This is a genomic window from Aequorivita marina (assembly GCF_031631895.2).
Taxonomy (GTDB): Bacteria; Bacteroidota; Bacteroidia; order Flavobacteriales; family Flavobacteriaceae; genus Aequorivita; species Aequorivita marina.
In genome coordinates this window covers 797,445-821,819 of record NZ_JAVMBW020000001.1, presented here as the reverse complement: position 1 = coordinate 821,819, position 24,375 = coordinate 797,445, and the positions used below count along the sequence as shown (strand labels likewise).

Sequence of the window (24,375 nt, the reverse complement as noted above, 5' to 3'; positions counted from 1 at the left end):
GGCTCGAACCAATCCCGATAGCTATCGGGGCTCTGATTAACAGTCAGGTGCTATAACCATCCCGATAATTATCGGGAGAGCTAAAGAGGAATATGTGTTTTCCTGTTATTTTCAATCTTTGCCTTTCTGCGGACCGATGTCCACTAAAGCAATCTCGTATATTGCGTAGGCGGGTGCAAATATAAGTAATTTTTTATTCCGCCAAAACAAAAAATAAAAATTTGTGTGAATTACTTTCATCGGCTCATTTTAGTCATAAAGAAAGTAGCATGATTAAAGCTTTTTAAGTTGCTCTTGTAGTGTTGCTGCAGAAGTGGTTGTGCCTTTGGAAAGGACTTTCTTGGCCTCAGTAATTTTGTCTTCCTTGATGTAGGTTAAAGCTAGATAATATAGAATGTCCTCAAAGAATGCACTTTCGGTTTTTTTGTAGGCTAACTTTAAATAGTTTTCGGCTTGACGCGCGTTGTCATTTGCCAAGTTTGCCACTCCTAAAAAATAGACCAAGGTGTCATTCGTTGGATTTGCGGCGTAAAGAGGTTCCCATCGGGCTATTGCTTCGGAATACTCCTTGCGCTTGTAGCTTACCATACCGTAATAAAATTCGTATTGTGACGCTGACCCCATTTTTGTAGGAAGTCCGGGATCAGGTCTAAAATTATCAGCAAAGACTTGCTGGGTAGAACTTCCGGTGTAGAAAACAGCCCAAAGACTAACGCTAATTAGTAAAAGAATTGATGCTGCCAAAGCCAATAGTCCGGGAGTAAGCCATTTTCTCTTGGGCTTTTCTATAATACTTGCATGATAATCATCTAGTGATTTCCTTAGGTTGTGCTCTTCAGCGGCTGTAAAAATGGTTTTTTGAGCTTTAACAGCTTTTTGAAAGTCTAAATCGTGGGTTAGGCGTTTGTTAAAATTCTCTAAGGCAGTGTCGTCAAGTTCATCCAGAAGGTATTTATCAATAAGTTCATGGGTTTCTTGATTGTTGTATGAATCTTTATTTGAGTTCATTGGGGAGGTTTTGCATAAGTTTTTTTAATTGTTTTTGACAACGGTATTTTGCGGTTCGAGCGTATGCTTCATCAATTTTCATTATTTCAGCTATTCTTCTAAAAGGCTTTCTTTCAAAATAAAACAGTTTTAACAACAACTGGCAGCGTTCATTAAGCTGGGTTATCGATTCCATAACAAATTGCGATTTTTTGTTTTGAAGCTCTTTTTCCTCTTTTTCCGACTCGTCAAACTCAATTTCTCTATTTATAAAAGTTGTATTTTTATATCTTAAAGACCGTAGGTAATCTATCCATTTATTTTTAGCTATCTGGTAAATATAACCGTTGATGGCGGTTTTGCTTTTTGCCGAAAACCTATCGTTCTTAACGTTTTTCCACATTGCAATAAAGGCTTCTTGGTAAACATCTTTTGCCTGGTCTTCCGTGCCATTGTTTTTAAGCACATAATGCTTCACTTTAATAAAGTTAATTACGTATAACTCCCTTAACGTATCAGCGTCATTTTGCTTTATAAGCACTGTCGTTTTGTTAAAAGATGAATTATTTTCTTCTATATCGTTGTTTTTCAGCATTATTTCGTAAACAATATAGAAAGATACAATTTATCTCTGTTGGATTTAAGTTTTTTAGACAACTTAGATAAAGGACGTAATTTACTCGTTTAAAGGAGCTTGAATTTCGTTTTTTTTAGTCGCTAGGCTATAAATCCGATCTCGTTCTTACTTTTTCATCGAAAGAGGTTTGGGATGTCATCAGAATAAATCAAAAAAAATACTCCAGAAATCTTTCTGAAGTATTTTTAAAACAAAATAACCTGTTATTTCTTTACTCAAACAACCAACGATAGATATCGTTTCCGTTGGCAAAGAGTACCAAAGCGATTAAAATGAAAAAGCCTATCATTTGGGCGTATTCCATAAACTTGTCGCCCGGTTTACGACCACTAACGATTTCATATAACAAAAATGCTACGTGGCCCCCGTCTAAGGCAGGGATTGGCAAAATGTTCATAAATGCCAGAATTATAGATATTAAAGCGGTGGTAGCCCAAAAGTTCTGCCAGTTCCAAACCCCTGGAAACATATTTCCAATAGCACCAAAACCGCCTACTTGGGTAGCTCCCTTTTTTGTAAATACATATTTAAATTGAGCTGCGTAATCTCTAAGTGTATAATAGCCATAATTGAAACCACCGGCTATGCTTTCGCCTAAGGAGTAGTTTATTTTTGTTTGGCCCAATTGAGATCGCAATTGTTCTTTAGAAAAAGTAACACCAAAGGTGCCGTTTTCGTTAGGAGTAATGTTTAATGTGTCTAATTGGTTGTTTCGTTCAATAACCAGTGTGTTTTCTTTGTCTTTATTGGCTTCGGCTATTTTATTAAACTCGTCGTAGTATTGAACCTGCTGCCCGTTGATGGCAATAATTTTATCTTTTGCCATAACACCGGCCTTTTGGGCTGGAAATTCGTCCCATATAGAATCTAAAACAATGCTTGTTCTTGGTTCAAAGGCCCGCATTAGACCACTTTGAAACATTTTTGAACCAGCATCTTCCGGCACTGGAATAGTCGCTATACTTCCATCGGCGTGTTTAACTTCTACATTAGAAACATCTCGAAGGAAGATATGACGGTTTATTTCCAGCATATCGTCCAGTGGTTCGCCATTGATTTTTAAAATAAGATCTCCGTCTTGAAACCCGTATTCCTTAAATTGTTCGCTTACTGCAAAACCTTGTGGCAGATCGTCGGCGGTAGTAATTTCTCTTCCATATACATATAGAATGCTCATATAGATTACAAAACCAACAATAATGTTCACCGTAACTCCACCGAGCATAATAATTAGTCTTTGCCAAGCTGGTTTGCTTCGGAACTCCCATGGTTGTGGTGGTTGTGCCATTTGTTCCTTGTCCATGCTCTCGTCAATCATGCCGGAAATTTTCACATAACCGCCCAAGGGAAGCCAGCCAATTCCGTAAACGGTTTCGCCAATTTTCTTTTTAAAGAGCGAGAACTTTACATCAAAAAATAGATAGAATTTCTCAACCCTTGTTTTAAATAGTTTGGCAGGAATAAAATGCCCCATTTCGTGAAGGACAATTAGTAAGGATAAACTTAAAAGTAGTTGTATAGCTTTTACAGCAAATGGACTCATAGTTGTTAATATAGATATTTGAATAAAATAGTCTCGTTTTTAGGGTAATTGTTACCAAAATCGAGGGTGATTCTTCGGCTTGTCTCGGAAATTCGCAACAAAGGCTTCCGTTAAAAGACAAAAAATAAGTGAAAAATCGCACAAAAGTAATCTTTTAGAACGTGCAAAAAAAATAAGCGACCCCAGTAGCCGCTTATTTAATATTTATTTCACAACCCTGTTCTAAATATTTAACTTGTTCATTTTTTTACTCACTCTTTTAAATAATAAAATGGGAGTTCGTGAATCTTAGATTTCATTGATGATTCCGATAGCTATCGGAACGAACCAAAAAAATCCTACTCTTTTACCAGTGTTTTATTGATTACGCCTTTTGAGGTTTCCATTTGAACAAACAGTATCCCCTTTGCAAACTTAGAAACATCTATAGTATCCGTATATTTTTCTGCATAAAGCAGTTGCCCCAAGGTGTTATAAATACGTACTTGGTTTACTTGTAAATCCTGTGGTTTTTGAAAATTAATTTTGTCTGAAGTTGGGTTTGGATACAAAAGAACACGATTGTCTAATGTTAAATCTTGCGTCCCTAAAACAACTTGATTGTTTTTTGAAATAATATCGTTTTCTGGGTCAAATTGAACCGATTGCACGGTAAAAGGCACAGCAACTTGAAAGTTTTGATTATTGGAAGTATTGTCTAAAACTACATCTAAGGTTTCGCCCTGTGTCCCGCTGAGCCGTAAAGGTACGGGGGCTTCAAAATACGAGACAGATGGGTAACTTTGCGTCTGCGATATTACCACATCAATCTCTCCAGATGCTCCGGGGTGCCATGTGATGGTAAACCTGGGGTAGCCTTCGCCATAAACCCAATCATCAAAGAACTCCGTAAGATCTTCGCCGCTAGCAGTCTCCATATTTCTGATGAGGTCCGGAGTTTTTGCATAGCCAAAAGAAAGCAACGGATCGTTTAGATACGCTTTTAATCCTTGAAAGAAAACGGTATCGCCTAATTTTTTCCGAAGCATATGGATGACCATTGAGCCCTTGTTATAAGAAAGCCTACTATCGAAAATTCTACCTACGGAAGTTGTGTCTTGAGCCGGAATATAAACCGAGCCATCAGCATATTGGGTTATAGAATATATTTTATCTGCTTTCCAACTTCTAAAGTCAGATTCGCCGTCTAAATGTTCCACTACCATTCCATCCATATAGGTTGCAAAACCTTCATTGAGCCATATATCTTGCCAACTACCACAAGTTACTTTATTTCCAAACCATTGATGACCTAATTCATGGGCAATTAGTCCACGCCCAAGACTACCCATAAATGAAATTGTAGTATGCTCCATACCGCCGCCCCAGCCAAATTGGGCATGGCCGTATTTTTCATCGGCATAGGGATAGGGTTCAAATTTATCGGCAAAAAGGTTCATGATATCCACCGTAACTGGAGTGCGGGATTGGGCATAGCTTAAATCTTCAGGATATACGTAATTTATAATCTCAAACGGATTTCCGTTGTTTGCCACGGTGTGCGAATAAGTGGTGTAGTTGGTCACCGCTACGGCCACAAGGTAGGCGGGAATAGGATATCCATGTTGAAAATGCGTGGTTTTAGTGTTCCCGTCTATGCTTTGACTCTGTTCTACACCGTTTGCAACGGCCACATACTCTTCATTGTATTGGTTAAAACGAGGCGAGGTTATGTAAATATCTATTAAATCTATTTTATCTATCAAATCTTGTTTGCAGGGCCACCATGCTTTTGCGCCAAATGGTTCAGAAAGCGTCCACATTACCGGCCGGCCATTATGGGTATCTACTTCGTAGGAACCGAACCCAGAACTTATTGGGTTGCCGGAATAACTTATGGAAAGCGAATCTAAAACGCCCTCGTTTTGCGTTTGCGGAAGGGTAATCACCACTTCGTCATCGTTGTTTTGAGTAAAGGAAAGTGATGCACCGCGCTGTAGTACTTCGGAAACGGTCATGTTGTTAACGAGCTCAAAAGTTACCGTGTTCATGTTTTCCTTGGCTTCAAAATGGGAAGTTACTTTCCCCGAGATAAAAGCTTGCGAAGGGTCAATGTCTAATTCTAGCCGGGCGTATTTAATATCATAATTGCCCGTGTTCATGTTCCGTGACGTAGTAAAGAGTCCCGAGGCAGCTTTGGCTTCAGCTTCACTAATGTCATTGGTTCTAAAATTTTGAGAAAAGGATAAAAAACAGGTAAAAAGTAAAAAGGGAAGTATAATTTTTTTCATTGTGTATGTGTTTAGATTCTTGATTTGCCGAGACACGTAGGTGGATTCCAGGTTTTTGGGCGGTGAAGAAATCGAAACGAATATTCCCAACAAAAATTAGGATGTTAAAAGTATTCATTTTGACCTAATTCAGGCCTATTTTTGTGCCGAAATATATTTTTAGAGTTTAAATTTTAACACGATGCTTGACTTTTTTAAGAAATATAAGTTCTTCGGAATTTTTTTCTTTGTGCTTTCGCTTATTATTGTTCTAATTATCTATAGGGTAATGATCCCCAAAGAAGTACTAAAAGTATATCAACCCGCCGATGTTTCCACCGAACTCGTTGATACTACGCTTCAATACGTGAAAAAATACCACACTATTGCAGATTTTAGCTTGGTAAACCAAAATGGCGAAACCGTTACCCAAGCAGATTACAAGAATAAAATTTACGTCGCCGATTTCTTTTTTACAACCTGTCAAACCATTTGTCCGATTATGACCGACCACATGGTGAAAATTCAGGAGAAATTGCAGGATGACCATGATGTTTTACTCTTGTCGCATACCGTAACCCCAGAGATTGACAGTGTGCCGCAACTTAAAAAATATGCAATAGAAAAAGGAGTAAACGATGCCAAGTGGAATTTGGTTACGGGAGACAAAAAGGAAATCTACGACCTGGCAAGAAAATCGTACCTCGCAGCTAAAGACGTGCCTTATGAGGAGTTTGACCTTATCCATACCGAAAACTTTGTACTTATTGATAAAGAGAAACGAATCCGCGGGTTTTATGACGGCACCGATCCTGAAGCTATAGAAGTGCTACTTCACGATATTGAAGTGCTTGAAAAGGAAGAATAACCCCGCTTTTTAAGCGTTTAACTTTTAATTTTATAAACTGTTATTGCAATTGATACGGTGAATAGTAGAAGCAACCTTTATGCGCTATTGCTGTTGTGTTCTTATCCATCTGGTTTATAGTAATTTAAAAACTTGTATTGTCTATGATTCGCTTCTTATAAAGTTGAATCTAGATATTAGTGAAATCGCTTCGGAAATAAATACGAAATCTTCCTTCTTCATTCTGAAATAAAACCCTTACTTTTGTCTTGTTTAAATTCAATCTAAATAAAAATGACTCTAACAATCGCTTCATTAAAAAAGGGACAGCGTGCTATTATCAAGAATTTTTCGGTAGATGTTGTTCCTTTAAAACTTTTGGAGATGGGCTGTCTGCCAGGCAATGAAGTGTCTTTGGTGCAAACGGCTCCATTTAAAGATCCGTTGTACCTCAACATTAATGGCAGTCATCTGGCGATACGAAGAGAAACCGCTGGAAATATTGAAATTGAATTGATATAACTATAAATTTTCCCCGCGTATTACGAAGCGGAATCGAAGTATGGCAAAACATATAAACGTTGCACTTGTCGGAAATCCAAACACTGGTAAAACCTCTGTTTTTAACAGGTTAACTGGGTTGAACCAAAAAGTGGGAAACTATCCCGGAATAACTGTTGAAAAGAAAGAAGGCACCTGCAAATTTGGGCGTGCCTGTAAGGTTCATGTTCTGGATTTACCTGGCACCTACAGTCTTAATGCCTCATCGCTTGATGAAAATGTTGTTATTGAATTGTTACTCAATAAAAACGACAAAGATTTCCCCGATGTGGCGGTTGTGGTTGCAGATATTGAAAACTTAAAGCGAAACCTCCTTCTCTTTACCCAGATTAAAGATTTGGGAATCCCTGCAATTCTTGCTATCAATATGTCTGACCGTATGAAACGGAAGGCAATTACGCTCGATGTTCCGCTGTTGGAACAAAAACTAAATACCAAGATTGCCCTTATCAGCTCAAGAAAGAACCTTGGGTTTGATTATTTAAAGGAGCTTATTGAAAACTATAACCAGCTACCAACAAAGCCTTGTCTAGATGCTTCACGGATTGCGCCAGAATATTTTGACAGACTGCGAGAGGCATTCCCAGATCAAGATCTTTACAAGCTGTGGCTGGTAATTACCCAAGATGTGAATTTTGGGAAGTTAGACCGGAACGAACTCAAAGGAGTGGCTTCTTTTCAAACGGAATCGCCCAGTAATCTCAAACGGCTTCAGCAAAAGGAAACCGTGGTTCGGTATAAATTTATCAACGATACGCTAAAGGAAACCCTACATGTAGATAAAGCTAATGCGAAGGATCTACGAAGTCGTTTAGATAGAGTTTTAACCCATAAAGTTTGGGGCTATGTAATTTTCTTTTCCATACTACTGCTTATTTTTCAAGCTATTTTCGATTGGAGCGAATACCCAATGGATTTTATTGACCGTTCCTTTGCTTCCTTAAGCGAATGGACCAAGAATGCGATGCCGGCTGGTCAATTTACCAACCTACTTTCCGAAGGTATTATTCCCGGAATTGGCGGTATTGTAATCTTTATTCCACAGATTGCCTTTCTATTCCTGTTTATTTCAATATTGGAAGAAACGGGCTATATGAGTCGCGTTGTGTTTTTAATGGATAAGCTCATGCGGCGCTTTGGGTTAAGCGGAAAGAGTGTAGTGCCGCTAGTAGCTGGAACTGCTTGTGCTATTCCCGCAATTATGGCAACCCGGAATATTGAAAACTGGAAAGAACGGCTTATTACCATATTGGTAACTCCTTTTACCACTTGTTCGGCACGATTACCGGTTTACCTAATTATTATTTCCTTGGTAATTCCAGATACGCGAGTACTGGGAATCTTCAGTTTACAGGGTATTACCCTAATGTTTATGTACATTTTAGGCTTTGGGGCAGCAATTTTTTCGGCTTATATTTTGGATAAAATTTTAAAAATCCGTTCAAAAAGTTTCTTCTTGGTCGAAATGCCAAATTATAAACTTCCGTTGCCAAAAAATGTATTGATTACGGTAATCGAAAAAACCAAGGCTTTCGTGTATGGCGCGGGAAAAATTATTTTGGCAATCTCAATTATCCTATGGGTTCTGGCATCGTATGGCCCGGGCGATTTTAATAAAGCCGAAGAAATTATACAAACCGAATACGCATCTCAAAACCTTTCAGAAAGCGAACTAGAGATGCATGTAGAATCATTTAAGCTGGAGCACTCCTATATTGGGCGTGTGGGACATTTTATAGAGCCTGCCGTAGCGCCATTGGGTTACGATTGGAAAATCGGGATCGCTTTGGTAACTTCCTTTGCCGCGCGGGAAGTATTTGTAGGAACGTTAGCAACAATTTACAGCGTAGGGAGTGAAGACGAACAAACCATAAAAAGTAGAATGGCTGCAGAAGTAAACCCCGTTTTGGGCGGCCCCTTGTTTAATTTTGCAAGTGGTATTTCGCTCTTGCTGTTTTACGCTTTTGCTATGCAGTGTATGAGTACGCTGGCTATTGTAAAAAAAGAAACCAACTCTTGGAAATGGCCCATGTGGCAGCTCGTTGTAATGACCGCAATTGCATATGTGCTATCATTGGCGGCTTTCCAAATTTTGAAGTAATACTTCATTTAGCTTCTTCCCCTTTTTTAGGGGAAGGTGGCATATACTCCGCGAAGCAGGAATATATGATGGAGGGGGATAACCCTTCACAAATTTTTAAATTTAAAAACTATGCAAACAATACTAGTTTTAATAGCATTTATACTCGCAGTGGGGTTCTTAATAACCCAATTTATCTGGAACCCTTTTAAATCGAATAAAACTGCGAAAAATAAGATTGGAGATCACTCAGATTGCAGCAAATGTAGTTTTCATTGATATTATTTATACTTCAGCGCAATAGTTGTATTCTCTCCTCTCCTTAGGTAAGGCTATAAGGGGCTTTTGGGGGTGATGGAGAAATTGAGTATCTTTGCGGTATGCAGACAATCTTAGTTTTAATAACGTTTTCTTTGGCAGCAGGCTTTTTACTGAAAAAGTTTGTTTGGAACCCTATTTTTGAAGCTCGACGTAACTCTAGCGAAACCCTTGATGGCGGACGAACCAAATGTGGTAAAAGCGACTGTGGCTGCCATTAATTATTCTTCTCTTTACTAATCAACAACGTATATCCTGTGTCTTTTCCGCTACTTTTTGAAGTAGGGTAAGGATCTAATTTCAACCCATTTATAGCTAAATTCGCGGAGCTGTAAAGATTGGTGTTTTTTTCCTCGTCGGGTTTTACCGCCCCAAAAATCAAGGTCTTTTCCGTTGTTTTTCCGTTGGCTGCAACCGCAACCTTAACAATTGCTCTTCCCGCCCAAATACAATCTACATCTTTAGGGCAGCGCGAATCTTCAACTACTTCTAAAAATTTAATCGAAACATCATTTAAAACCACGGTTTCCCCTTTAGGAACTTTAATTCCAATTTTTGGGGTTTTGGGAGTGTCTTCTTGCCCAAAGGCAAAGCTTGAGAAAAGTATTATAATTGCTAAAATTGAATTTTTCATTGTTTAAAATTTTATAAGATTTAAAGATACATTAAAATAGTATGCTAGAAAATTAGATGAAAAATAAGTAGTGTATTGTTATTTTAACCTCGAAACAGGAAGAAATCCGCTTTCATAGGTTCAATCTTTTCATCTTTATTCTCAATAATATATTCAAGGGATTTTTCAGTGAAAAGCAGGCCCTTCTCCGTCAATGTAATAATTTTACTGTCAATTTCGATAAGGTTATTCTTTAAAGCAAGATCCAAAACGGTCCGTGCTCTCACTTCATGCCAATCAATATGTTCGCGAAGGTGATTTATATGCCGCTCACTCTCTTCATCATGACGGTTTAAATGCAGTAGAAATGTGATAAGCGAAACCTCGGTACGCTGCCTCTTTTGGCGATAAAGCACAGAAATAAGTCCTTTTTTTGGTGCGAATAAATAAACCAATAAGAAAATGACCCCCAAAGTTGTCGCTATAGATCCCGCGATTGAAGCATCTAACCAATTGGCGACCCAATACCCCGAAACGGCCGAAAGCACTCCGAAAAATACGGAAAGCCAGATCATTTTCTTTAAATCTTCAGTAAGTAGATACGCAGCAGCAGCGGGCGCTATCATAAGTGCTACTACTAAAATGGCACCCACGGCATCAAAAGCACCAACTACTGTTATTGATGAAACTGACATCAACCCATAATGGATTACTAAAGGCGAAATACCCAAGGATGCAGAAAGTCCAGCATCAAAAGTGCTTACTTTTAACTCCTTGAAAAAAAGCAATAATAGGCTTATAATTACTAGCAAGATACTCCCCATAACCCAAAGCGATTTAGGACCTATATCTGCTCCTCCAATTTCAACCCTATCAAAAGGTGCAAAAGCGAGTTCCCCTAGTAATACGGCATCGACATCCAAATGTACATCGCCTGCATTTTTTGAAATCAAGATTACCCCGATACTAAAAAGAGCAGGAAATACCAATCCTATAGCGGTGTCTTCCTTCACCAAGCCCGTTTTTTGTATATACTCTACCATAACAACGGTTATTACGCCGGTAAAAGCTGCTAATAAAATAAGCAGGGGAGAGTTTAAATCTTGGGTAATAAAAAAGCCAATGACAATACCGGGTAAAATTGAATGGCTAATGGCATCACTTATCAAAGCCATTTTCCGAAGCACTAAAAACACCCCGGGAATAGCACATGCCATTGCTACCACTGCGGCTATTAGTTGTATTTCAATTTGCGGACTAGTCATTTTTTGGTTGTTGGTTATACATTTCTGCGGCCTTTTTAAAGCCTTTTTGGGTCATTGCCCAGTCTTGGCCTTTAATAGCTATTAAGCCTTCGTGTTCTAACTTTTTAAGTGAATTTTTTGTGTAGCCCTGAAAATTGTTAAGAATTCGAATGGTATGCGGGTGCGAAATATTTTCGTGTTCCTTAGCAATATCATACATAAACTGAAGGGTTTTCATAAGCTCTAGGTCCTTTCTATTTTTTCTGAAGCGAATTTCACGGAATAAAAGTCCTCTTCCGGGTGAAAAAATCATTGAAAATAGTACAAAAACACTGGCTACCAATACAATCACGGGACCTGTGGAAAGGTTGTCCTGGCTGGCACTTATGGCGGTTCCAAAAACGCCCGAAAGTGCTCCCAGTAAACCTGCCAATAAAACCATGGTGCTTAGACTATTGGTCCATTGCCTTGCAGCAGCGGCAGGGGCAAGCAGAATAGCACTCATAAGTATAACCCCGACGGTTTGTAGCCCTAATACAATGGCCAAGACAATTAAAAACGTGACCAATAAATCTATAAATTTTGTATTGAAACCGAGGGTTTTGGTGTAATCGGCATCAAAAAGAAGTAGTTTAAATTCTTTCCAAAATAAAAATAATACAACCAACGAAACGCCAGTTACAATAATCATAAGCCGTACATCGCTTTCAACAAGGGTGGCGGCTTGTCCAAAAAGGTACTTGTCCAGCCCGGCTTGGTTGGCATTGGGTTGTTTTTGAATAAAAGTCAGCAATAGCATTCCAAACCCGAAGAAAGTGGATAGGATAAGGCCTAATGCGGTATCGCTTTTTAAATGTGTTTTTGAAGTTATGCCACGGATCCAATACGTTCCTACCAAACCACTAACTAAAGCACCTAGAAGTAAAATTCCCGAGTCTTTTGCGCCCGTAATGATAAATGCCAGCGCAATCCCCGGAAGGGCAGCGTGCGATATGGCATCGCCCAACAGACTCTCTTTTCGCAATACTGCAAAACTGCCCAGCATACCACAAATAGCGCCCAGTACGGCAGTTCCCAAGGTTATGGTGCGCAAGGTGTAATCGGTCCAGAGCAATGTAAAGTATTCAGTTATTGACATTTCTTAGTCTTTTAGTCGGTAGAGGGTAGTGGGTGGTCGGTAGAAAAGACATCATTTAGCTTTCTTTAAATATTTTTGAAGGGAGACCGTCATTTTTGATAATTTTAAAATCTCACATCTCACATCTCACATCTCTATTTATTAACCGCCACCTTATAGTTAATTCCATAGGTTTTGGTTAGGTTATCATCATTAAATATATCTTTTACGGGGCCGGTCGCTATTCTTTTCACATTTAAAAAAGTTACCCAATCAAAATATTCGGGCACGGTCTGTAAATCGTGATGTACTACGATTACGGTTTTACCTGCCTTTCGCAATTCCTTTAAAATATTGATAATTGCAATCTCCGTTGTTGCATCAACACCTTGAAAAGGCTCGTCCATAAAGTAAATGGAGGCGTCTTGTGCCAAGGCTCGCGCCAAGAATACACGTTGCTGCTGCCCGCCACTCAACTGACTTATCTGCCGGTTTCTATAAGATAGCATTCCAACCTTTTCCATAGACTCTAAGGCAATTTTCTTTTCCTTTGCCCCAGGACGTTTAATCCACCCCAAGCTTCCGTAGGTGCCCATGAGCACAACATCAAAGGCGGTGGTGGGAAAATCCCAGTCAACGCTTCCTTTTTGGGGAACGTAAGCGACCATTTTTCGTTGTTTGGCATATGGTTTTCCAAAAATGGAAACTGTTCCTGCAATTGGTTTTATAATACCGAGAATGGTTTTGATCAAGGTTGATTTTCCCGCTCCGTTTGGGCCTACTATAGCCATTAACACCCCTTCGGGAACGGTGAGGTCAATATCCCACAACACCGGCTTATAATCATAGGCCACGGTAAGGTCGTCAATTTGTACGGCAATATTTTCTTTCATTATTTTAGAGCGTTTACCATAGTTTTTACGTTGTATTTAAACATGCCTATATAAGTTCCTTCAGCAGTACCGGGATTTCCAAGGGCATCACTGTATAGCGAACCTCCAATTTCAACATTGTGGTTTTTAGAGATTACTGCGGCCTGTAGCGCTTCAATAGTACGGCGCGGAACGGAGCTTTCAATAAATATTGCCTTTACCTTATTATCAATGATAAACTTTGAAAGCTCCTGTACATCTTTAACTCCTGCCTCGGTAGCGGTAGAAATTCCTTGTAGCCCTACTACCTTAAAATCGTAGTTTTTGCCAAAATAACTAAAGGCATCATGGGCGGTAACTAAGATTCGCTTCTCCTTAGGTAGGCTGGCAATGGTTGCTTTAATTTCGGCATCTAAGTTGTCCAATTTCTTTTGATAGGCTTCGTTGTTTGCGGCGTAGGTTTTTGCGTTTTGCTTATCGGCTTTGGAAAGTTCATCGGTTACTGTTTGCGCAAAATTTTTAAAAAACTGAACGTTGAACCAAACATGAGGATCGTAACTACCGCCAAAGTTTTCTGAAGCTATCAATTGATCTTTGGGCAGCCTATCACCAACCGATACGGTGTTTTTGTTGCGCTTCATCTTTTCAAAAATATCCACCAATTTTCCTTCCAAATGTAGCCCGCTATAAAAAATTATATCTGCATTGTAAAGTTTAGAAACGTCGCCTTCGCTGGCCTTGTATAGGTGTGGATCTACACCTGCGCCCATTAAAGATTGGAGCGAGATATTATTGCCGCCAATTTCTGAAACCAGATCGCCCAAAATATTGGTTGTGGTAACCACCTTGATTTTGCCATTGTCTTCAGAAGCGTTTTTGCAGCCTATAAAAACGGTAATTAAACTGAGTATTATGAGTTTTTTCATATTCTTACGTTCTTTATTTTTGAACTTGTTTATAGGTAGTTTTATCTAAATGAACTTGTTTATGAGGTTTGAACATACAGGTTTTCAGCAATGCGCTTAGAAATAAAAAACTGATTGTTTCCTACCGAAATAACCATTGAGCCGTCAAAGAATTCCTTTCCTAATACGTTTATTTTTGTACCTATTGCAATTTTCCTTTTATCCAGATATTGTAAAAATTCGCCGCTGGTTTCCTTTACGCCCACGCAAACCCCGCTGTGGTTTTTATCTAGCTCTGACAACAATTTTTTCTCGGTTGGTTTTAAAACTCCGTTTTTATCAGGAATGGGGTCGCCGTGCGGGTCAAAATCTGGACTTCCCAGAAATTTATCCAGACGGGTAATAAGCTCGTCAGATTGTACATGCTCTAGCTGCTCGGCTATATCATGGACTTCATCCCACTGAAAATCTAGTTTTTCTACCAAAAAAACTTCCCAAAGTCGATGCTTTCTAATTACTCCTGCAGCTACTTTGCTGCCTTTTTCAGTAAGCTGGACGCCCTTATAACGCTTATAAACGAGCATCTTCTTATCGGCGAGTTTTTGTACCATATCCGTTGCCGATGAAGGTTTGGTCTCCATACTATCTGCAATAGACTTGGTGCTTACTTCGCCTTTGCTTTCCAATTCTAAATGGAAGATCGCTTTTAAATAATTTTCTTCGGCTAGGGTAATCATAAAACTTATGTTTATGCAAAGATATGTTTTTTTAAATTAAAATATATATTTAGCTTTGCCTAAAAATTTAATTAAACCAAGCTAATTATATCGATTAATATGAAATACTTCCTATACTTAATGTTGCTTTCAGTTTCAATTACTGTCGCCCAAAGTGGAAAAGCCACGATCTACGGTACAGTTTCAGATAATACGGGCCCAGTTCCCTTTGCGAATGTTCTTGTTAAAAACGAAACAATTGGTACAAGTGCCGATGATGCAGGTAAATTTGAGTTGCGGCTTCCTTCAGGAAAAGTTACTCTAATAGCACAATCACAAGGATACCGAACAGAAAATATTACAATAACCCTAAAGGAAGGTGAATCTAAAGTGATAGATTTTACACTTCGCGAAAGCAATGAAGAGCTAGATCAAGTAGTGGTTACTGGTACGCGAACTGCAAAAAGACGAATTGATTCGCCGGTAATCGTAAACCTTATTAACAGTGAAACTTTAGAGCAAGTGGTAGCTACAGATTTATCTGATGGCCTTCGATTTCAGCCAGGCCTAAGGGTTGAAACAGACTGCCAGACCTGTAATTACACTCAAATTCGCATGAATGGATTGCAAGGTGGCTATTCACAGGTGCTCATTAATGGGCGTCCTATTTTCAGCCCATTGACTGGGCTTTATGGCTTAGAGCAAATTCCCGTAAATATGATTGAGCAAATTGAGGTAGTTCGCGGTGGAGTTTCGGCATTGTACGGTTCAAGTGCTATTGGCGGCACCGTAAATGTGATTACTAAAGTTCCGAAGCAAAATAACTACAACCTGAGCTATACTTATGAATCCATTGATGGAAAAGCCGATCAAAATGTGATAAACGGAAACGCAACGGTGGTGAGTAAAGACTATAATGCTGGTGTTAATTTTTTTGTTAGCAATAGAAGAAGAACAGCTTATGATGCAAACGGCGATAATTTTTCTGAAATGCCCGAGTTAAAGGATAATTCTTTTGGAGTCAATGCATTTTACCTTCCCTCGGAAAACTCAAAACTGGAATTGAGCCTGAGTAGTCTTTACGAATATCGCTATGGAGGTGAAATGGTTGATAAACCTGCTCACTTAGCAAACCAAAGCGAGGAGCGAACTCATAATGTGTTAATGGGAAGCTTGGATTATCAAATTAATTTTAATGAAGATAAAAGCGCGTTGATTCTTTATTATGGAACCCAAAGGACAGATCGTGATCATTATACGGGGATTATTCCAGATGACGAAATTGAGCAGCCTGCATTTTTTGCTAATCCGCCATATGGATTTTCAGAAGTGGTTACCCATCAAGGTGGGGGGCAATACAATCATAAATTTGAAAATTTTTTAGGCGGAAAAACTGTTGTTACCGGTGGTTTAGAATACGTTTATGACGATGTTTTTGATGAAATAGAGGCTTACAATTATCTAACCAATCAAACCACAAAAAACCTTGGCGTGTTTTTACAGAACGATTGGGACGTTAACGAAAACTTGAATTTTCTTTCCGGTTTCAGAATAGATAAACACAATTTAGTAGACGATGCTATTTTCAGTCCGCGACTTTCCGTACTCTATAAGTTAAAAGAGACCACGCAATTCCGCGTAGGTTGGGGCACGGGATTCCGAGCACCACAAGCTTTTGATACCGATTTGCACATTGCTTTTGCAGGTGGTGGCGTTTCGAGAATTTCTCTTGCCGATGATTTGTTTGAGGAGCGATCCAACAGTTTTACGGCTTCCGTAAATTATGATAAAGCTTCCGAACATTTTATTGCAGGGTTTACCTTGGAAGGTTTTTACACGCATCTAAACGACGCTTTTTATTTGTTTCCCTTAGGTGAAGATGAATTTGGTCAGCGTTTTGAAAAACGAAACGGCAGCGGGGCAACAGTAAAGGGAATTACCGTGGAAGCGCGCGCCAATTACGACTATTTACTAGAAATGGAAGCCGGATTTACATTTCAATCCAGTTTATTTGATGATGCAGTTGAAAACATTGAAGGTCTGCCAGCTAAGCGTGAGTTTTTACGGACACCTGATAACTATGGGTACGCCACACTAACCTATACACCGACAAAAAAACTGAGTGCTAGTGCCAATTTAGTCTATACAGGAACCATGGATATTGCCCATATGGCAGGTGAAGGAACGGGGCAGCAAATTGATGAATACTATAAAACACCTTCATTTACCGAACTGAGTTTGCGCGTGGGTTATACATTCAATATTGAAAAAGTGAGGACCGGTTTGGAAGTATATGGCGGAGTAAAAAATATTACAAACAGTTATCAAGATGATTTTGATATCGGGAAAAATCGCGATAGCGATTATATCTACGGCCCAAGTGCGCCGCGCACATTATTTGTGGGACTTAAAATTAAATCGCTTTAAAAAATGAGAACCCTTGTTTTTTATATTTGCTTGTTAGTGTTAGGCAATACCGCTTTTTCCCAAAAAGAAAAGGCGGTTCATTGGCTTAACTTTGAGCAATTGGAAGATTCGTTGCAAACCAATCCTAAAAGAGTATTTATAGATTTTTATGCCGATTGGTGCGGGCCTTGTTTAAAAATGCAGCGAGATGTCTTTACCGATAAAAAAATAATTAGCATTCTAAACAAAGACTATTACGCGGTAAAAATGAACGTAGAAACAACTGATACAATTCATTTTGGAAGTGATATTTTTATCAACGAAAGAGCAAATCGAAGAAATCCCATCCATCAAATTCCAATCTTGATGGCGAGCCAAAAAAACAAGCCTTTTTCATTACCAGCCCTAGTTTTCTTAGATGAAAAATTTCAAGCGGAAGCACGCTACTTTCAGTATTTGAACGTAGGGCAGTTATTAAAAATATTAACAGGCTTTCAAGCGGAAGCTTTATGATTTCTTATTGAGTAGTGTCCGATTTAAATATTCAAAAAATAAATTAACTGACTGATATTAAAGGCTTGAAGCTTTTTTATTAACTTAAACCGTGCTATTGAATTCACAACTAGGGTTTAATAAAAAAGAGTTCTGCTTAATCAACCGATCCTAATTATCAATTTATTCGGAATCAAGTCTTACGTCTTTTAGCGATTTTAAATCTTTAGTCGGACACGACCAATTACTTATAAAACTTTTACAAACAGATTGGCGGCCATTTTAGCTGAAAGCTTTAATGCTTCTCCATCAATTTTAATGTCTAAAGCCTCATCAAAAGCCTCTTTGTCTTTAATTTCAAACTTCGAACTGATTCCAATTTTCTGCTTATCTAAATATTTTAAAAATACAGAGGAGGAATCTTTAACACCTACAATAATTCCTTTTGATCCTACTTCGCACTCAGAAAGCACTAATTTGGTTTCCTTCGGAAATGTTCCGTCTTTGCATGGAATAGGATCGCCATGGGGGTCAACTTTTGGATAGTCTAATAACTTGTCAATAGCATCAACCAACTTTTCACTTTTAATGTGTTCCAGCTGTTCGGCAACATCGTGGACTTCATCCCAGTTAAAATTCAGGCGTTCTACCAAAAAAGACTCCCATAAGCGGTGTTTTCGAATTACCTTTAAGGCTTGCTCAGCACCTTTTTTGGTTAAGGTAACCCCGTAATATTTTTTATAAGAAACCAAGTTTTTACTTGCTAATTTCTTTATCATTTCAGTAACAGAAGCTGCTTTAGTGGCCAATGAATCGGCGAGACTATTGGTAGAAACTCCGTCTTCTTCATCTGCTTGTAGGTGAAATATAGCTTTTAAATAATTCTCTTCAGATCGTGTAAACATAGCTTGTATAACTAAACGGTAAATATAAGATTAATATTTTCATAAAATAATTATTAGGATACCCTAAAATATTTTTTAATAGAAATGAATTTTATATCTTTGATGTAAGTTCATTTTGGCTCTAGTTTAAAACAGCTATTATGTTGGATATTTGAAATTTTCGGTATTTTTTCACCCTTTAGGGAAGGGGTAAAAACAAAATGCCGAAAATCCGATTATTTTTACCCGATCCCTAAAGGGAATAACCAGATTTTCTCCATTCAGACCAACTTGAAACCCTTGTGTTTTTATATGGAACATTGAAATCAACGCTAGAATAAACTAGAGCCTTTATTTTCAAAAAAGACCTAATGGAATATGCAATAAGCCTACTTCAAACCCATAAGAAATCTATAAATAGAACCATAAAAAGTACTGACCTTATGAAGAAAGACATATCGCTAGCTTCAAAAGAGCTAGCGAAGGTCAGTGCTATAAATAAAGCTATTAAAGTTTTAAAACGAAAACAAAAATCATAAGACTTAAAATCTGCCGTGGTTTTAGGGTTCAAAACTAGAAAAAGCTTATATTGACTTTTTAATTTATAACACTATCAATTTGAAAAACTCCTATTTAAACCTAAAATTAGTTTCGTATAACTCCCAAAACGGATTTCCTGAAGCTGCTGCCAAAATTGTATTTATTTCTGAAGAAAAACAATTGGAACAGCACAATGCGCAAGCCGCTTTATTCAAAACAATTACGAGCTCTTTCCAAGATAAAAACGATGCCGTAGTCCCTGCTTTTGGCAATGGGCTTACCTTTTGGGTGGTTGCCGCTTCAAAGGATTCCGAAAAAATTAGAAACTTGGGGATCAATCTATATAAATCCTTAAAGAAAAACAATAGCGAAGCCTCTTATCTATTAGGTTTTGAAGGTTTGCCAAGCGAGGTAAAAACAGCTTTTCTAGAAGGCCTGCTAATGGGTAGTTACCAATTTACTTCTTACCATAAGGACAAAGAAAGAAAAGAATTGAAAGTTTATGTTTCAAATGAAGCTGTTTCTGCAACGGCCATAAAAAAAGTGACCAACCTTATAAATGGTGTTGCGCTTACTCGTACTTTAGTAAACGAACCACCAAACAAATTGGATTCTGTAATGTTTTCAGAACGAATAGTTGAGGCTGGAAAAACATACGGTTTTGATACCGAGGTTCTACAGAAAGATAAAATTGTAGAGCTAGGAATGGGCGGACTTTTAGGCGTAAATCAGGGCTCCGAAGTGCCGCCTACGTTCAACATTATGACGTATAAACCTAAAAACGCAAGCAACAAAAAACCTCTTGTTTTGGTTGGAAAAGGTGTAACTTTTGATACCGGAGGTTATTCCTTAAAGACCGGTGGGCACATGTCTTCCATGAAAGCGGATATGGGCGGTGGTGCTACAGTGGTGGGTATTATGGCTGCCGTTGCGGCCAACGCACTTCCTTATTATGTAATTGGTCTTGTGCCGGCAACCGATAATAAAATTAACGGAAAGGCACTGTTGGTAGATGACGTAATAACCATGATGGATGGCAGCACTGTAGAGATTCAAAATACAGATGCTGAAGGCCGTCTTATTTTGGCCGATGCGTTGAGTTATGCCAAACAATACAAGCCTGAACTGGTAGTAGATATGGCTACGTTAACTGGCGCGGCTGCGGCAATTACAGGTCCTTTTGGAATTGCAATGGCTGGAAACCAACAAGAGAAAATGGACGAACTGAAGAAAAGCGGCGAAACTACTTATGAGCGTTTGGTGCAACTTCCGTTTTGGAAAGAATTTGAAGAACTGTTAAAAAGCGAAGTTGCCGATCTTAAAAATATTGGTGGCCCTGTTGGTGGCGCAAGTACCGCAGGAAAATTTTTAGAACACTTTACAGATTATGACTGGATTCACTTAGATATCGCTGGCCCAGCATTTTTAGATAAAGAAACAGGATCAAGTCCTTCGGGAGGAACTGGTGTTGGCGTAAGGCTTTTATATGATTTTGTAAATTCAAGGGTTGGGCAATCTAATTAGGGTAAAGTTTCTTTAATTACCACGGGCTTCAGCCCGTTGTAAAATAGAGTGTTATAGGCTTTAGCTACAATTAAAAAATCTTGGTAATTAGAGTTTAATTTATCTTTGAAATCATTTTTAAAGGGCATCACTCCATTAAAACAACTGATTTCACTCAAGGAGTTCAATCTATAAAATTATTATACGATGAAAATCGAGGACGACAAAATGGAAGCCGTTCGGTGGAGTTGGGAGTTAGTGGTTTCAGAAGAGGCAATTCCTACTGAAAAGCAAGATTACGAGCAACTTAAACGAGAATTGGCTAAATATCTCACCTATTTGTTGACAAACGATTTCAATAAACTCATATCCGTTTTATATCGTATTGATATTTCACAAGAAAAAGCTATGGCTAAACTAGCTGAAAACGCTCAGAAAGAATCTGCGGGAGATACCTTGGCACGATTGATAATTGAGAGACAATTGAAAAAAGTAATTACAAGGAGGTAGTACAGAAATCCTTAAAAATATACCTCTAAGATCAAAACCGGTCCGCCGAAGCTTTTACAACGTAGGTGGAAGGTCTTTGGGGTTTAAAATTTAATAGTTTATTAGTAGTTAAAGCCCGCGTTCCTTCTGAATCTGTTCGTAAGCCTCCTGTACTTTTTTAAACTTTTCCTCACCACCTTTTCGGTGTGCTTCATCCAGATGTTGCAGTTTATCGGGATGGTATTTTTTCACCATAGTACGGTAGGCCGTTTTAATCTCGGCAGCAGTGGCATTTCGGTCTATTTCAAGAATTTTATAAGCGCTGTCTGGGTTTTTAAAGAACATCGCCTTTATACTTTCAAAGTCGCGTGCATAAACACCCAAAAAGCCGGCAATTCGGTTTATTTCATTCACTTCTGCAGTTGAGACGGTGCCGTCTGCATTTGCAATGCTGAACAAAAAGTGAAGAATCTGTAACCTACTTTCATAACGCGTTCTTTGGCGAAGCAGATTACCAATGGTCTGGGCAGAAATCTCCCTGTTTTTAATTACTTCATTAAAGGTTCTAAAAGTTGCATTGGCACGATCTTTTCCATACGCCTGCACAAAATATTTCCGAACATAATCAAGCTCGGTCTGGCTTACGTGTCCGTCTGCTTTTATCACCAAAGAGGCCAATGAAAGCAGGTGAAGTTCAAAATCGGCTGGGGTTACGGGTCGCTGACCTGTATTAAAAGAAGTCTGAAAGGTTTTACCTCTTACGTTTACGTTATCTAGCAGGCTACCTATAAAAAACCCCGCAATAGCACCAGGAAACCGATAAAGAAAATAACCGAGAACGGCCAAGAGCCAACGAAGCATAAAAGTTGTAATTTTTCTGAATTAGAGCCGACAAAGGTACTCAATAAAAAAAACAAATATCAAATTCAAAATTCCAAAAAGCTATTCTATTTTATAAATTAATGCGACGTACTTAAGATTTGGCACTTGAATTTTGGAATCTGTTTGTTATTTTCAATTCATCTGGATAGCTATTCGGATTAGAATTTTTCCGATTAAGAATTAGTACCTTTGCAGTCAAATTTTAATACACTTTAAATACAAATATTATGTACCCACCTGAATTAGTAAAACCCATGCGTGAAGACCTTACAAAAGTAGGTTTCACAGAATTACATACAGCAAACGAAGTAGAAGACGCACTAAAAAAAGAGGGAACAACCCTTGTAGTTGTAAACTCGGTTTGCGGTTGTGCAGCTGCAAATGCACGTCCGGGCGCTTCCATGTCTCTTGAAAACTCCAAAAAACCTAACAATCTAGTAACCGTTTTTGCTGGTGTTGATCGCGAAGCTGTTGATTCTGCTCGTGCGCACATGGTTCCGTTCCCGCCAAGCTCGCCTTCTATGGCCTTGTTTAAAGATGGCGAATTGGTACACATGTTAGAGCGTCACCATATTGAAGGCCGTCCCGCACAGATGATTGCCGAGAACTTAAAAGGTGCCTACAACGAATACTGTTAAATTGCCGTTGCACCAGTGATACAGCTCAATAAACCATTAACAATTGTAATAGGTATCTTGGCTTTTGGTGCATTAGCCTTTAACCTGTACGATGATCCTAAAGTTTCACATCTCTTAGGTAAGGAGGTGAATAACTGGCTTTATAGAGCATTCTGGTTGCTAATAATTGGCGTATGTATTTTTAACTATATTCATGTTGACCGAAATACCTTGAAAGATAAATCGAAACCGAAATCAAAATCGAGTTCGAAATTGAAAGGGAAATCGGAGTCTAAGAAGAATTCTGAAAAATAAACCTTCTTGATTTTGAGCCTTAAAATATGCAATACTAAAAACCGTCTTTTTAAAGGCGGTTTTTCTTATTTTTGAACCCAATGAAAGCAATCTTAAAAATACTTAGCTACCCATTTTCGGTGTTGTTTTACCTGCTTTTTGGTATTACCTTACTAGTGTTCCATGCCATTCAATGGATTTGCTTTAACGGCTTTGGATACGCCGCCCATAAAAAAAGTGTAGATTATTTTAATTGGACCTTAATGCGGTGCTTAAACGTGCTCGGAACCACTTTTCATGTAAAAATTGACACCGAAATTCCCAATGACGTTCCTATTATTATTGTTTCTAACCACCAAAGTATGTGGGATATACCGCCCATAAGCTGGTATCTGCGTAAATATCATCCCAAGTTTATATCTAAAGTTGAACTAGGAAAAGGAATACCCGCCATTTCATATAATTTAAAGCACGGCGGCTCTATATTGATAGATAGAAAAAACCCGCGGCAGGCCATTGTTGAAATGGTTAAATTCTCAAAATACCTTCAGAAATTCAATAGAAGCGGGGTTATATTTCCCGAGGGAACGCGCAGTAAAACCGGGAAACCCAAGGCTTTTCGAAAAACGGGTCTAGAAACACTATTTAAAAAAGTGCCTGATGGATATGTAATTCCTGTTACCATCAATAACTCTTGGAAGCTCCAGCGTTGGGGCATGTTTCCTGTGCAAATGGGCGTTCGCTTTGAACTATTGGCGCACCAAGCGATAAAAGTTTCCGATTTTGAAATAGATGTCTTGATCAATAAGGTGGAGGAGACTGTTACTTCAAAGGTTCATAAATAGAATATGATAAGGTTTAGTTTACTATAAAAGACCAATAAATTATGACTTTATTTTCTTCGGAAGAAATTATTCAGAAAACAATCAACTTCGTAAAAAACGAATTAAAAGATGCCGAAGGTGGGCACGATTGGTTTCATATAGAACGCGTTTATAAAAATGCTTTGCTTATTTCGGAAGGTGAACCCGTTGATAAAACTGTTGTCGCTTTGGGAGCCTTGCTCCATGATATTGCCGATTCAAAATTTCACGATGGCGATGAAACTGTTGGCCCTAGAAAAGCACGACTGTTTTTGAAAACTCAGAATATTTCTGAAGAAATAATCGAACATGTCATAAAAATCATTGAAAATGTTTCTTTTAGCGGTGGAAACAAAACTCAAAACTTTACATCGAAAGAATTGAAAGTGGTTCAGGATGCAGACAGATTGGATGCAATTGGCGCCATCGGGATTACCCGTGCTTTTAATTATGGCGGTTTCAAAAATAGGAAGCTCTACGATCCCGAAATCGCTCCAAATTTAAAGATGACTCCTTCAGAATATAAAGCTTCAGATGCGCCTACAATCAATCATTTTTATGAAAAATTATTGCTTCTAAAAGATAAAATGAATACTGAAACTGGAAGAAAAATTGCTGAGGAGCGCCATCGATTTATGGAATTGTTTCTAGCGCAATTTTATGCAGAATGGAATGGAGAAAAATAACTCCGTACGCTCTGTGCCTCCGTGGTATTT

At 38.5% G+C, this 24,375-nt stretch carries 23 protein-coding genes; 11 read left to right on the top strand and 12 right to left on the bottom strand.

The window, feature by feature from the left end; genetic code table 11:
- Positions 1 to 273 precede the first annotated feature (273 nt).
- The 4 genes from QPK98_RS03720 to QPK98_RS03705 all read right to left on the bottom strand — a co-directional run bounded on the left by QPK98_RS03720 (position 274) and on the right by QPK98_RS03705 (position 5,437).
- Entirely contained in the window at positions 274 to 1,008 is a 735-nt protein-coding gene (locus tag QPK98_RS03720; protein WP_310991665.1) for a tetratricopeptide repeat protein, read from the bottom strand.
- Complete coding sequence (locus QPK98_RS03715; protein WP_310991663.1) at positions 995 to 1,582, bottom strand: RNA polymerase sigma factor; 588 nt, start codon at positions 1,580 to 1,582, stop codon at positions 995 to 997. The genes QPK98_RS03720 and QPK98_RS03715 overlap by 14 nt, the downstream gene beginning before the upstream one ends.
- A 253-nt stretch (positions 1,583 to 1,835) precedes the next feature.
- Positions 1,836 to 3,167, bottom strand: a complete 1,332-nt coding sequence (rseP, locus tag QPK98_RS03710; protein WP_310991662.1) for an RIP metalloprotease RseP — start codon at positions 3,165 to 3,167, stop codon at positions 1,836 to 1,838.
- Between the two features lie 338 nt (positions 3,168 to 3,505).
- Positions 3,506 to 5,437, bottom strand: a complete 1,932-nt coding sequence (locus tag QPK98_RS03705) for a M1 family metallopeptidase (protein WP_310991661.1) — start codon at positions 5,435 to 5,437, stop codon at positions 3,506 to 3,508.
- Between the two features lie 181 nt (positions 5,438 to 5,618).
- Here QPK98_RS03705 and QPK98_RS03700 point away from each other — a divergent pair, with 181 nt between their 5' ends.
- From QPK98_RS03700 to QPK98_RS03685, 4 genes are all read left to right on the top strand, one after another.
- The gene (locus QPK98_RS03700; RefSeq protein WP_310991660.1) at positions 5,619 to 6,284 is read left to right on the top strand and encodes an SCO family protein; all 666 of its coding nucleotides are present in this window, start codon (positions 5,619 to 5,621) and stop codon (positions 6,282 to 6,284) included.
- 273 nt (positions 6,285 to 6,557) lie between these two features.
- Positions 6,558 to 6,785: a FeoA family protein gene (locus tag QPK98_RS03695; RefSeq protein WP_310991659.1), complete on the top strand. Its 228-nt coding sequence runs from the start codon at positions 6,558 to 6,560 to the stop codon at positions 6,783 to 6,785.
- 40 nt (positions 6,786 to 6,825) lie between these two features.
- Positions 6,826 to 8,925, top strand: coding sequence for a ferrous iron transport protein B (gene feoB / locus QPK98_RS03690; protein WP_310991658.1), 2,100 nt, complete (start codon positions 6,826 to 6,828; stop codon positions 8,923 to 8,925).
- A gap of 359 nt (positions 8,926 to 9,284) precedes the next feature.
- Positions 9,285 to 9,443, top strand: a complete 159-nt coding sequence (locus tag QPK98_RS03685) for a hypothetical protein (protein WP_310991657.1) — start codon at positions 9,285 to 9,287, stop codon at positions 9,441 to 9,443.
- Here the strand turns inward: QPK98_RS03685 and QPK98_RS03680 are convergent.
- The 6 genes from QPK98_RS03680 to QPK98_RS03655 all read right to left on the bottom strand — a co-directional run bounded on the left by QPK98_RS03680 (position 9,440) and on the right by QPK98_RS03655 (position 14,710).
- Complete coding sequence (locus QPK98_RS03680) at positions 9,440 to 9,856, bottom strand: hypothetical protein (RefSeq protein WP_310991656.1); 417 nt, start codon at positions 9,854 to 9,856, stop codon at positions 9,440 to 9,442. The genes QPK98_RS03685 and QPK98_RS03680 overlap by 4 nt on opposite strands.
- Positions 9,857 to 9,939: 83 nt before the next feature.
- Entirely contained in the window at positions 9,940 to 11,100 is a 1,161-nt protein-coding gene (locus tag QPK98_RS03675; RefSeq protein WP_310991655.1) for a metal ABC transporter permease, read from the bottom strand.
- Positions 11,093 to 12,217, bottom strand: a complete 1,125-nt coding sequence (locus tag QPK98_RS03670; RefSeq protein ID WP_310991654.1) for a metal ABC transporter permease — start codon at positions 12,215 to 12,217, stop codon at positions 11,093 to 11,095. The genes QPK98_RS03675 and QPK98_RS03670 overlap by 8 nt, the downstream gene beginning before the upstream one ends.
- A gap of 134 nt (positions 12,218 to 12,351) precedes the next feature.
- Positions 12,352 to 13,089 carry a metal ABC transporter ATP-binding protein gene (locus QPK98_RS03665; protein ID WP_310991653.1) on the bottom strand — a complete coding sequence of 246 codons (738 nt, stop codon included), beginning with the start codon at positions 13,087 to 13,089 and terminating at the stop codon, positions 12,352 to 12,354.
- Positions 13,089 to 13,994: a metal ABC transporter solute-binding protein, Zn/Mn family gene (locus tag QPK98_RS03660; protein WP_310991652.1), complete on the bottom strand. Its 906-nt coding sequence runs from the start codon at positions 13,992 to 13,994 to the stop codon at positions 13,089 to 13,091. The genes QPK98_RS03665 and QPK98_RS03660 overlap by 1 nt, the downstream gene beginning before the upstream one ends.
- Positions 13,995 to 14,053: 59 nt before the next feature.
- Positions 14,054 to 14,710 carry a metal-dependent transcriptional regulator gene (locus QPK98_RS03655; protein ID WP_310991651.1) on the bottom strand — a complete coding sequence of 219 codons (657 nt, stop codon included), beginning with the start codon at positions 14,708 to 14,710 and terminating at the stop codon, positions 14,054 to 14,056.
- 99 nt (positions 14,711 to 14,809) lie between these two features.
- Here QPK98_RS03655 and QPK98_RS03650 point away from each other — a divergent pair, with 99 nt between their 5' ends.
- Together QPK98_RS03650 and QPK98_RS03645 are read left to right on the top strand one after the other, a co-directional pair.
- Entirely contained in the window at positions 14,810 to 17,116 is a 2,307-nt protein-coding gene (locus QPK98_RS03650) for a TonB-dependent receptor (RefSeq protein WP_310991650.1), read from the top strand.
- Positions 17,117 to 17,119: 3 nt separating this feature from the next.
- On the top strand, positions 17,120 to 17,608 hold the full coding sequence (locus QPK98_RS03645; RefSeq protein WP_310991649.1) for a thioredoxin family protein: 489 nt from the start codon (positions 17,120 to 17,122) through the stop codon (positions 17,606 to 17,608).
- A gap of 227 nt (positions 17,609 to 17,835) precedes the next feature.
- Here QPK98_RS03645 and QPK98_RS03640 read toward each other — a convergent pair whose 3' ends face one another.
- Positions 17,836 to 18,492, bottom strand: coding sequence for a metal-dependent transcriptional regulator (locus QPK98_RS03640; protein WP_310991648.1), 657 nt, complete (start codon positions 18,490 to 18,492; stop codon positions 17,836 to 17,838).
- 597 nt (positions 18,493 to 19,089) lie between these two features.
- Between QPK98_RS03640 and QPK98_RS03635 the strand changes: the two genes are divergently transcribed.
- The gene (locus QPK98_RS03635; protein WP_310991647.1) at positions 19,090 to 20,535 is read left to right on the top strand and encodes a leucyl aminopeptidase family protein; all 1,446 of its coding nucleotides are present in this window, start codon (positions 19,090 to 19,092) and stop codon (positions 20,533 to 20,535) included.
- 186 nt (positions 20,536 to 20,721) lie between these two features.
- Positions 20,722 to 21,024: a hypothetical protein gene (locus QPK98_RS03630; RefSeq protein WP_310991646.1), complete on the top strand. Its 303-nt coding sequence runs from the start codon at positions 20,722 to 20,724 to the stop codon at positions 21,022 to 21,024.
- A gap of 108 nt (positions 21,025 to 21,132) precedes the next feature.
- Here QPK98_RS03630 and QPK98_RS03625 read toward each other — a convergent pair whose 3' ends face one another.
- Positions 21,133 to 21,864: a TerB family tellurite resistance protein gene (locus tag QPK98_RS03625; protein WP_310991645.1), complete on the bottom strand. Its 732-nt coding sequence runs from the start codon at positions 21,862 to 21,864 to the stop codon at positions 21,133 to 21,135.
- Positions 21,865 to 22,112: 248 nt separating this feature from the next.
- On the opposite strand from QPK98_RS03625, the gene QPK98_RS03620 reads away from it, so the two are divergent.
- From QPK98_RS03620 to QPK98_RS03610, 3 genes are all read left to right on the top strand, one after another.
- The gene (locus QPK98_RS03620) at positions 22,113 to 22,523 is read left to right on the top strand and encodes a BrxA/BrxB family bacilliredoxin (RefSeq protein ID WP_310991644.1); all 411 of its coding nucleotides are present in this window, start codon (positions 22,113 to 22,115) and stop codon (positions 22,521 to 22,523) included.
- Between the two features lie 383 nt (positions 22,524 to 22,906).
- Positions 22,907 to 23,641 carry a lysophospholipid acyltransferase family protein gene (locus QPK98_RS03615; RefSeq protein ID WP_310991742.1) on the top strand — a complete coding sequence of 245 codons (735 nt, stop codon included), beginning with the start codon at positions 22,907 to 22,909 and terminating at the stop codon, positions 23,639 to 23,641.
- 41 nt (positions 23,642 to 23,682) lie between these two features.
- Positions 23,683 to 24,345: an HD domain-containing protein gene (locus tag QPK98_RS03610; protein WP_310991643.1), complete on the top strand. Its 663-nt coding sequence runs from the start codon at positions 23,683 to 23,685 to the stop codon at positions 24,343 to 24,345.
- Positions 24,346 to 24,375 lie beyond the last annotated feature (30 nt).

Bases quoted from the DNA above. Each gene is read 5' to 3' on its own strand.
- QPK98_RS03720 (WP_310991665.1), bottom strand. From the start codon at position 1,008: ATGAACTCAAATAAAGATTCATACAACAATCAAGAAACCCATGAACTT.
- QPK98_RS03715 (WP_310991663.1), bottom strand. From the start codon at position 1,582: ATGCTGAAAAACAACGATATAGAAGAAAATAATTCATCTTTTAACAAA.
- rseP (WP_310991662.1), bottom strand. From the start codon at position 3,167: ATGAGTCCATTTGCTGTAAAAGCTATACAACTACTTTTAAGTTTATCC.
- QPK98_RS03705 (WP_310991661.1), bottom strand. From the start codon at position 5,437: ATGAAAAAAATTATACTTCCCTTTTTACTTTTTACCTGTTTTTTATCC.
- QPK98_RS03700 (WP_310991660.1), top strand. From the start codon at position 5,619: ATGCTTGACTTTTTTAAGAAATATAAGTTCTTCGGAATTTTTTTCTTT.
- QPK98_RS03695 (WP_310991659.1), top strand. From the start codon at position 6,558: ATGACTCTAACAATCGCTTCATTAAAAAAGGGACAGCGTGCTATTATC.
- feoB (WP_310991658.1), top strand. From the start codon at position 6,826: ATGGCAAAACATATAAACGTTGCACTTGTCGGAAATCCAAACACTGGT.
- QPK98_RS03685 (WP_310991657.1), top strand. From the start codon at position 9,285: ATGCAGACAATCTTAGTTTTAATAACGTTTTCTTTGGCAGCAGGCTTT.
- QPK98_RS03680 (WP_310991656.1), bottom strand. From the start codon at position 9,856: ATGAAAAATTCAATTTTAGCAATTATAATACTTTTCTCAAGCTTTGCC.
- QPK98_RS03675 (WP_310991655.1), bottom strand. From the start codon at position 11,100: ATGACTAGTCCGCAAATTGAAATACAACTAATAGCCGCAGTGGTAGCA.
- QPK98_RS03670 (WP_310991654.1), bottom strand. From the start codon at position 12,217: ATGTCAATAACTGAATACTTTACATTGCTCTGGACCGATTACACCTTG.
- QPK98_RS03665 (WP_310991653.1), bottom strand. From the start codon at position 13,089: ATGAAAGAAAATATTGCCGTACAAATTGACGACCTTACCGTGGCCTAT.
- QPK98_RS03660 (WP_310991652.1), bottom strand. From the start codon at position 13,994: ATGAAAAAACTCATAATACTCAGTTTAATTACCGTTTTTATAGGCTGC.
- QPK98_RS03655 (WP_310991651.1), bottom strand. From the start codon at position 14,710: ATGATTACCCTAGCCGAAGAAAATTATTTAAAAGCGATCTTCCATTTA.
- QPK98_RS03650 (WP_310991650.1), top strand. From the start codon at position 14,810: ATGAAATACTTCCTATACTTAATGTTGCTTTCAGTTTCAATTACTGTC.
- QPK98_RS03645 (WP_310991649.1), top strand. From the start codon at position 17,120: ATGAGAACCCTTGTTTTTTATATTTGCTTGTTAGTGTTAGGCAATACC.
- QPK98_RS03640 (WP_310991648.1), bottom strand. From the start codon at position 18,492: ATGTTTACACGATCTGAAGAGAATTATTTAAAAGCTATATTTCACCTA.
- QPK98_RS03630 (WP_310991646.1), top strand. From the start codon at position 20,722: ATGAAAATCGAGGACGACAAAATGGAAGCCGTTCGGTGGAGTTGGGAG.
- QPK98_RS03625 (WP_310991645.1), bottom strand. From the start codon at position 21,864: ATGCTTCGTTGGCTCTTGGCCGTTCTCGGTTATTTTCTTTATCGGTTT.
- QPK98_RS03620 (WP_310991644.1), top strand. From the start codon at position 22,113: ATGTACCCACCTGAATTAGTAAAACCCATGCGTGAAGACCTTACAAAA.
- QPK98_RS03610 (WP_310991643.1), top strand. From the start codon at position 23,683: ATGACTTTATTTTCTTCGGAAGAAATTATTCAGAAAACAATCAACTTC.